Source organism: Lancefieldella parvula (assembly GCF_963530955.1).
In the GTDB taxonomy this organism is placed as follows: domain Bacteria; phylum Actinomycetota; class Coriobacteriia; order Coriobacteriales; family Atopobiaceae; genus Lancefieldella; species Lancefieldella parvula_A.
Genome location: NZ_CAUSFQ010000077.1, coordinates 1 through 6,858, shown reverse-complemented (window position 1 = coordinate 6,858; position 6,858 = coordinate 1). Strand labels below are relative to the sequence as shown.

The 6,858-nt window shown below is 47.8% G+C and carries 6 protein-coding genes and 1 pseudogene; all 7 read left to right on the top strand.

Going from position 1 to position 6,858, the window contains the following annotated elements; genetic code table 11:
* Positions 1 to 1,568, top strand: a 1,568-nt coding sequence (locus RWJ43_RS05445; protein ID WP_314008740.1) for a DNA repair protein RecN, incomplete at its 5' end; no start/stop codon positions are given.
* A 134-nt stretch (positions 1,569 to 1,702) separates the two neighbouring features.
* Entirely contained in the window at positions 1,703 to 3,352 is a 1,650-nt protein-coding gene (locus RWJ43_RS05440; RefSeq protein WP_314008737.1) for a CTP synthase, read from the top strand.
* A gap of 28 nt (positions 3,353 to 3,380) precedes the next feature.
* Positions 3,381 to 4,289, top strand: a complete 909-nt coding sequence (gene xerD / locus RWJ43_RS05435; protein ID WP_314008734.1) for a site-specific tyrosine recombinase XerD — start codon at positions 3,381 to 3,383, stop codon at positions 4,287 to 4,289.
* Positions 4,290 to 4,724: 435 nt separating this feature from the next.
* Positions 4,725 to 5,174, top strand: a complete 450-nt coding sequence (locus RWJ43_RS05430) for a division/cell wall cluster transcriptional repressor MraZ (RefSeq protein WP_232215582.1) — start codon at positions 4,725 to 4,727, stop codon at positions 5,172 to 5,174.
* 36 nt (positions 5,175 to 5,210) lie between these two features.
* Positions 5,211 to 6,173, top strand: coding sequence for a 16S rRNA (cytosine(1402)-N(4))-methyltransferase RsmH (rsmH, locus tag RWJ43_RS05425; protein ID WP_314008743.1), 963 nt, complete (start codon positions 5,211 to 5,213; stop codon positions 6,171 to 6,173).
* Between the two features lie 58 nt (positions 6,174 to 6,231).
* Positions 6,232 to 6,651, top strand: a complete 420-nt coding sequence (locus tag RWJ43_RS05420; RefSeq protein WP_314008730.1) for a cell division protein FtsL — start codon at positions 6,232 to 6,234, stop codon at positions 6,649 to 6,651.
* A 16-nt stretch (positions 6,652 to 6,667) separates the two neighbouring features.
* Positions 6,668 to 6,858 (top strand): annotated as a pseudogene (locus tag RWJ43_RS05415) (penicillin-binding protein 2); the annotation flags it as partial.

Genomic DNA, 6,858 nt, shown 5'->3' with positions numbered 1-6,858 from the left:
CAGGTTTAACTGTTTTAACAGGAGAAACGGGTGCTGGTAAAACTGCTCTTTTATCTTCTATTAAGCTCTTAGTTGGTGAACGTGCAGATGCTTCTGCAGTCAGAGAAGGAACGGATGCCCTTAGGGTTGAAGCTCGTTTCTTTACCTCTCCAGAAGATCAAGAAGGAGTAGTGGTCTCTAGAAAAGTTTCTGCTGATGGCAGGGGCAGGGTAGAGATTGATGGCCATATGGCATCAGTTAAAGAGCTGGCTGGAGGCATTGGAACATCAATTGATCTGTGTGGTCAGCATGAGCACCAAAGATTGCTTGATGTAAAGAATCATGTCAGCATGCTGGACGCATGGATTGGATCAGATATTCAGTCTTACCAGACAGAGTATGTAGACGCTCTTCATGCTTACCATGCTGCAGTTACCGAGCTTCAGCGGGTTATTGAAGTAAGTCAGTCAAGCAATGCAAAAATTGATGAAGCAGCATTTCTTGTCCAAAGAATTGATGAGGTTTCTCCTAAAGAAGGAGAGCTAGAAGACTTAGAGGAGCAACTTCCTCGCTTTGAGCACGCAGAGGCTCTTCTTCAAGCTGCAGGAGGAACACATGAGGTGCTCTCAAGTGATGAGGGTGTCATTGATTCACTCTCTGATGCGGTCCAGATGCTTCAAAATGCTTCAACGTTTGATGCTACGCTTGGTTCTTATGCAGAGTCTCTTTCAAGTGCTCTTATAGAGATTGAAGATGTTTCTTCAGAGCTCAGAAGTTATGTAGGATCTCTCGATTTTGATGAAGAAGCTCTTGAAGAGATGCAAAGTCGCATGGCTCGTCTTCAGGGTCTTATGAGAACGTACGGCCCTGGTATGAAGGACGTGTTTAAGAAATACCAGACTGCTCAAAATCTTCTCGAGGTAACCAAAGATACAGAAAAGCTTGTTCGTGAGGCACAGGCAGCGGTAAATGCTGCAAAAGATACCCTTATTCTTAAGGCTCAAGCGCTTAAAAAGGTTCGTGTTGCTGCAGCTCCAAAGCTTTGTGATGTAGTCAATAAGCAAATGAGTCATTTGCAGATGGGCTCAGCTCAGATTGAACTCAACTTTGAAGATCTTCCTTTTGAGCAGTGGAATAAAGTCGGTTCCACAAAGATTGAGCTTATGTATAAGCCTTCAACTCAAATGACAGCTCGCCCTCTTAGAAAAATTGCCTCTGGCGGTGAGGTTTCTCGCGTTATGCTCGCGTGTAAAGTGGTTTTAGGAGAGTCTGACGACTGCGATACGCTTGTATTTGATGAAGTTGACGCTGGCGTTGGTGGAGCTACTGCCGTTGCTCTTGCAGAGGTTTTAGCACAGCTTGCTAAAACGCATCAGGTGATCGTAGTAACTCACTTGCCCCAGGTTGCTGTTATGGCTTCAAAACACTATGTAGTGTCTAAGACAGAAGAACATAACGCACTTCCTGTAACTTCACTTACGGAGGTTTCTGGCACTCAGAGAGAAGAAGAGATTGCTCGCATGCTATCAGGATCAATAACTGAGACTTCTTTGGCACACGCGCATGAACTGCTCACAGAAGCTCGCTAGATTTTTCAGAATCATATGGACATAACAATGTATTTGTTTGGAGATTAAATTTCTCGTCTCTATGGGCCTCAAAGCGGAATAATATAAAGACCCGTAGAAATGTAATTGGCTAATCTTACCTACGGGAGTAATCCATGACCAAGCACATATTTGTAACAGGTGGCGTTGTTTCCTCTCTTGGAAAAGGAATCACTGCTGCATCCCTAGGCCGACTTCTTAAGGCTCGTGGCTATAAGGTCATGATGCAAAAAGCTGACCCATATCTCAATGTTGACCCAGGTACTATGAGTCCTTTCCAGCATGGTGAGGTTTTTGTTACCGAGGATGGTAAAGAGACTGACCTTGACCTTGGCCATTATGAGCGCTTTATTGACGAGAACCTTACCAGGGAGTCTAACTTCACTACTGGCCTTATTTACCAGTCTTTGATTCAGCGTGAGCGCGCTGGAGACTTCCTTGGTGGTACAGTCCAGGTCATTCCTCATGTAACCGACGCAATTAAAGCTCGTTTTGCTCGCATTGAAGAGGTTACCAACGCAGATGTAGTCATTACAGAGCTTGGTGGCACCATTGGCGATATTGAGTCACAGCCTTTTGTTGAGGCAATTCGCCAGTTCAGAAAAGAGCGTGGTGCAAGCAACGTTGCTATTATTCACGTAAGTCTTGTTCCTTATATTGCAGCAGCTCATGAGGTTAAGACTAAGCCTACGCAGCACTCTGTAAAAGAACTTCGCTCCCTTGGTATTCAGCCAGACTTTATCGTCTGCCGTTCTAGCCATTCCGTGGATGAATCTATTCGCGAGAAAATCGCTAATTTCTGCGACGTTGATGCAGATTGCGTTTTTGAGAACAACGATTTGCCTTCAATTTACGATGTTCCAGCACATCTGGCAGCACAGGGATTTGACAAGAAGGTACTTGAGCGTCTTGGCCTTGAAGTTCGTCCAAGCGATCTTGGCAGCTGGGAAGCATTTACCACTGCTATGCATAAGGCAAATGCGCTTGAAGATACAACAAGAATTTATGTTGTCGGCAAGTATACACAGCTTCCTGATGCCTATCTTTCTGTTATTGAGGCACTTCATCACTCCGGTATTTTCTACGGCAGACACGTTGATATTCGCCTGGTAAATGGCGAAGAACTTACAGAAGAAGACGTAGAGCAGGAGCTTGCTGGAGCAGATGGTATTTTGGTTCCTGGCGGCTTTGGTCTGCGTGGCGTAGAAGGCAAGATGGTTGCTATTCGCCGTGCTCGTGAACTCAAGATTCCTTACCTTGGTGTCTGCCTTGGTATGCAGATGGCTGTTACTGAGTTTGCCCGTGACGTTTGCGGTATGGAGGGCGCAAATTCAGCAGAGTTTGGTCCAGATACCCCATATCCAGTCATTGATCTTATGCCTGATCAGGAGGACATTACTGACAAGGGCGGTACCATGCGCCTTGGCTCTTATCCTTGTAAGGTTGTTGAGGGAACTCTTGCCCATGAGGCATATGGCAACAACTTGGTTTACGAGCGTCACCGCCACCGTTATGAGGTAAGTAACGTATTCCGTAATCAGCTTGTTGAGGCTGGTCTGGTAGTCTCTGGTGTTTCTCCAGATGATCGTCTTGTAGAGATGATTGAGCTTCCAGAGTCTGTTCACCCTTGGTTTGTTGCAAGCCAGGCACACCCAGAGTTTAAGAGCCGTCCAACTCATCCTGCACCTTTGTTTCGCGAGTTTGCACGTGCAGCAATTGCTCATCATGAGGGCGTTGATCGTCATGATGTTAATCAGACTCTCTAATTAGAGCCTTTAGTAGGGAAGATTACTTATGGACCTCGCTCAGGCGCGTACAGAATTTTTAGCGTACGTTGCTGTTGAGCGAGGTCTTTCTGTAAATACGCTTGATGCTTATACCAGAGATTTAGAGGGTTATCTGCTCTGGTTGAGTGGCAAAAAGATTACTTTGCCCAACCAGGTAACTCGCTCTGATGTGGAAGAATACATTGGCTCTCTCAGAGATTTAGGTATGGCTCCAGCTTCGGTTGAACGCCATACTGCAGCTATTAGAAACTTCCACAAGTTTATGGCTGTCGAACAAATTTGTGAGTCATCACCAGCTGAAGATTTGCCTACTGCAGCAAGAATCCAAAGGCTTCCTGATGTTATTTCTCAAGAAAAGGCAGAAGAACTTCTTGATCAACCGTTTCCTAATTCGCCTTTAGGTATTCGAGATAGAGCAATACTTGAGTTGTTGTATGGCTGCGGACTTCGTGTATCTGAGCTCTGTGATCTTGAGGTTCGGGGTGTCTTTCTAGAAGATGAACTCTTACGTGTTTTTGGTAAGGGCTCTAAAGAGCGTGTAATTCCTGTATTAGGCTCTGCGCATCGTGCACTTAAAACATACCTCTATGAAGCTCGTCCACTCTTACTGAAGCATGGCCAGGTATCTGAGGTGTTTGTAAACGCTCGGGGTGGACGCATTTCTCGCCAGTCGGTACATAAATTGGTGGCAAATTACGGAAGGGTAGTGGGAATTGAGGGCTTGCACCCTCACACACTGCGCCACAGTTTTGCCACGCATCTGCTAGAAGGTGGCGCTGACCTGCGCTCGGTGCAGGAGCTTTTGGGACACGTTGATATTTCAACTACACAGCTCTATACACACGTAGATAGGTCTCACATTAGAGATGTGTATCTTGAGGCGCACCCAAGAGCTCACGTTCGTGCGGACAAATAGACGAGCTTGATGCAACCGTGACTTGCGCTTGACGCAAGCGTGGGACAAGCGTGGGGCAAAGTGGTGACTGCGTAAAAGCAAGGCGAAGGCTTTGTCAGGGCAACATGTGATTTTCGCCACGAGTTCACCACAATTTCCTCAAAAATTTTCACAACATAAAAAATTTAATAAATCGTGTCTAAGACTAAGAAAATCCGTTCTTTTGTAGTTCGGATTTTTTTAAACACTACATATTGTGGTCTTGCTCTATCAATTCATATCTTTGTTAAACCCCAGCTAGACCATAAGAAAAATACTTGGTGTCGGAAAGTGTTTTCTAGTGTGTGTAAGTGTCGGAATGAGTTATATTTATTTCACGTTCAATCGACGGACTATGCCCAAGCGTTGCCGCGCACACACAACACAAACACAGCCCGCGCGGCAAGGGGCGCCAACGTGAAAGGGGGAGACATGCTTACTGGTCAGTATCAGCGTTCGCTGGACTCCAAGATTCGCGTGACTCTTCCTGCACCTCAGCGCAAGCAGCTTGGCGATGTTGTCATCTTGCTCCGTCGACAGGACGCGCTTTACGGCTACTCACCTGAGGCGTACGAGGCTTGGATTGCAAGTCTGAACCTCAACCCAAGGAACCGCGACGACGTCACAGCACTTCGCATGCTGAACGCAGCAGCAACAACCGTCGACATTGACTCGGCCGGCCGCGTTGCTCTGGGAAAGATTGACGAGTCCGATCCACAGGCTAGGGAGAAGCTCCAGCTTGACCGCGATGTCACCATTGTCGGTAACGGCGACCACTTTGAGATTTGGAACACCAACAAGTGGAACAGCCTCTTCTCGGCAGATGACCGCGTTGCAACGCTCGAGGACCTCATCTTTGGCGCCTAGTGAGGCGAGAAGATCGTGAAGGTAGAAGACGGTAACTTGAAAGTCGAATATCGGCACCAACCAGTAATGCTTGCAGAAGTGCTGCGCGAGCTGGACCCCAAGCCAGGTGAAGTTGTTTGCGACTGCACCTTGGGAGGAGCGGGTCACACCGTAGAGATGGCAAAGCTGATTGCTCCAGACGGTCTTTCCATTGGAATTGACCAGGATGCAATGGCTCATCAAGCAGCAGCTGCTCGCCTGAAACAAGAAGTACCAAATGCGGAGTTTTTGCCGCTTAAGGGAAACTTTGGTGACCTCGATGAACTTCTCGTCTCTGCAGAAGTCCCCGGAGTTGACTGTTTCCTCTTTGACATTGGTGTTTCTTCTCCTCAGCTTGATATCCCAGAGCGAGGCTTTTCGTACCACGAAGATGCCCCGTTGGATATGCGAATGGACCCGGGCAAACAAACTCCAACTGCACAAGAGGTCATCAACACCTATAACGAAGCCGGCCTCGCCCGAATCCTTCGAATTTACGGAGACGAGAAATTTGCCTCCCGCATTGCACGACGCATTGTGCAAACGCGAGAAAAGCGTCCCATCCAAACGACGCTTGAGCTTGTTGAGGTAATCAAGGCGGCAATTCCCGCAGCAGCGCGTCGTCACGGCGGACATCCTGCCAGAAAGACGTTCCAAGCACTTCGTATTGAAGTGAACCACGAACTTGAGGTTTTGGAGCGCGGACTTCGCTCTGCAATTGCCTGGGCTAATCCAGGAGGCAGGATTTGCGTTATCTCGTATCACTCGCTTGAAGATCGCATTGTCAAGCACGTGTTCTCTGAGCTCAGTCAAGGTTGTATCTGCCCGCCAGACCTTCCGGTTTGTATGTGCGGTCAAGTGCCGATAGTTGACGTGATTACGCGCAAACCTCTTGTGGCCACTCCAGAAGAGATAGAGCGCAACCCAAGGGCGAGAAGCGCCCTGATGAGGGTGGCGGTTAAACGCGACCCAGAGAAATGAAGTACCCCATAGCACTTGTTGCTTGTTGTTAAGAAGTTTTTGAAGGGATTGAAGTTTAATGGCACGTTACGGATCAGAAGCTGTAGCACGCACAACTCAGTTTGAGCATGAGTACGCTCCTGAACAGAGCACTCGCACATCTTTTGAGGTTGTCCCTGGTGGCGGCCTTGATGCTGATGCTCGCCGTGGCGTAAGCAGTCAGTTCATCCAGCGTGTCAAGCTTATTGCTGTTGCTGCAGCACTCTTCCTGACACTTGGTGTTGTCCGTATTGGTATCTCTACCGCTACGGTTTCAACTCTTCAGGCTAATAACGTCATCAGAAATGAAATGCGCGCAACAACTGCAACTAACGATTCCCTGCGCGTTTCTCGCTCCCTGCTTGCAAGCACTACACGCATTGAGCGTATTGCTACTCAGAATTACGGTATGACTCTTGAGACAAATCGTCCTGTTGTAGATGTAAGCAACAACGCTTAGGCGTAAAATATACACTGTGAGTACGCAGAATCGACATACTCGCGCATCGCGCAGAAAAACTCCTGAGGCCTCGTACGACGAGGCCTCTCGTGTGCATTTTCGTGGTCATCGTGGTAGCAGCGGTGGCTCGGATGGTGTTGGCCCTGAAGGTAGACTCCGTCGCGTAGCAGCTGCTATGGCCATTATGGTGGCAATTGTTGTTCTTAG

Bases quoted from the DNA above. Each gene is read 5' to 3' on its own strand.
- xerD (WP_314008734.1), top strand. From the start codon at position 3,381: ATGGACCTCGCTCAGGCGCGTACAGAATTTTTAGCGTACGTTGCTGTT.
- RWJ43_RS05440 (WP_314008737.1), top strand. From the start codon at position 1,703: ATGACCAAGCACATATTTGTAACAGGTGGCGTTGTTTCCTCTCTTGGA.
- RWJ43_RS05420 (WP_314008730.1), top strand. From the start codon at position 6,232: ATGGCACGTTACGGATCAGAAGCTGTAGCACGCACAACTCAGTTTGAG.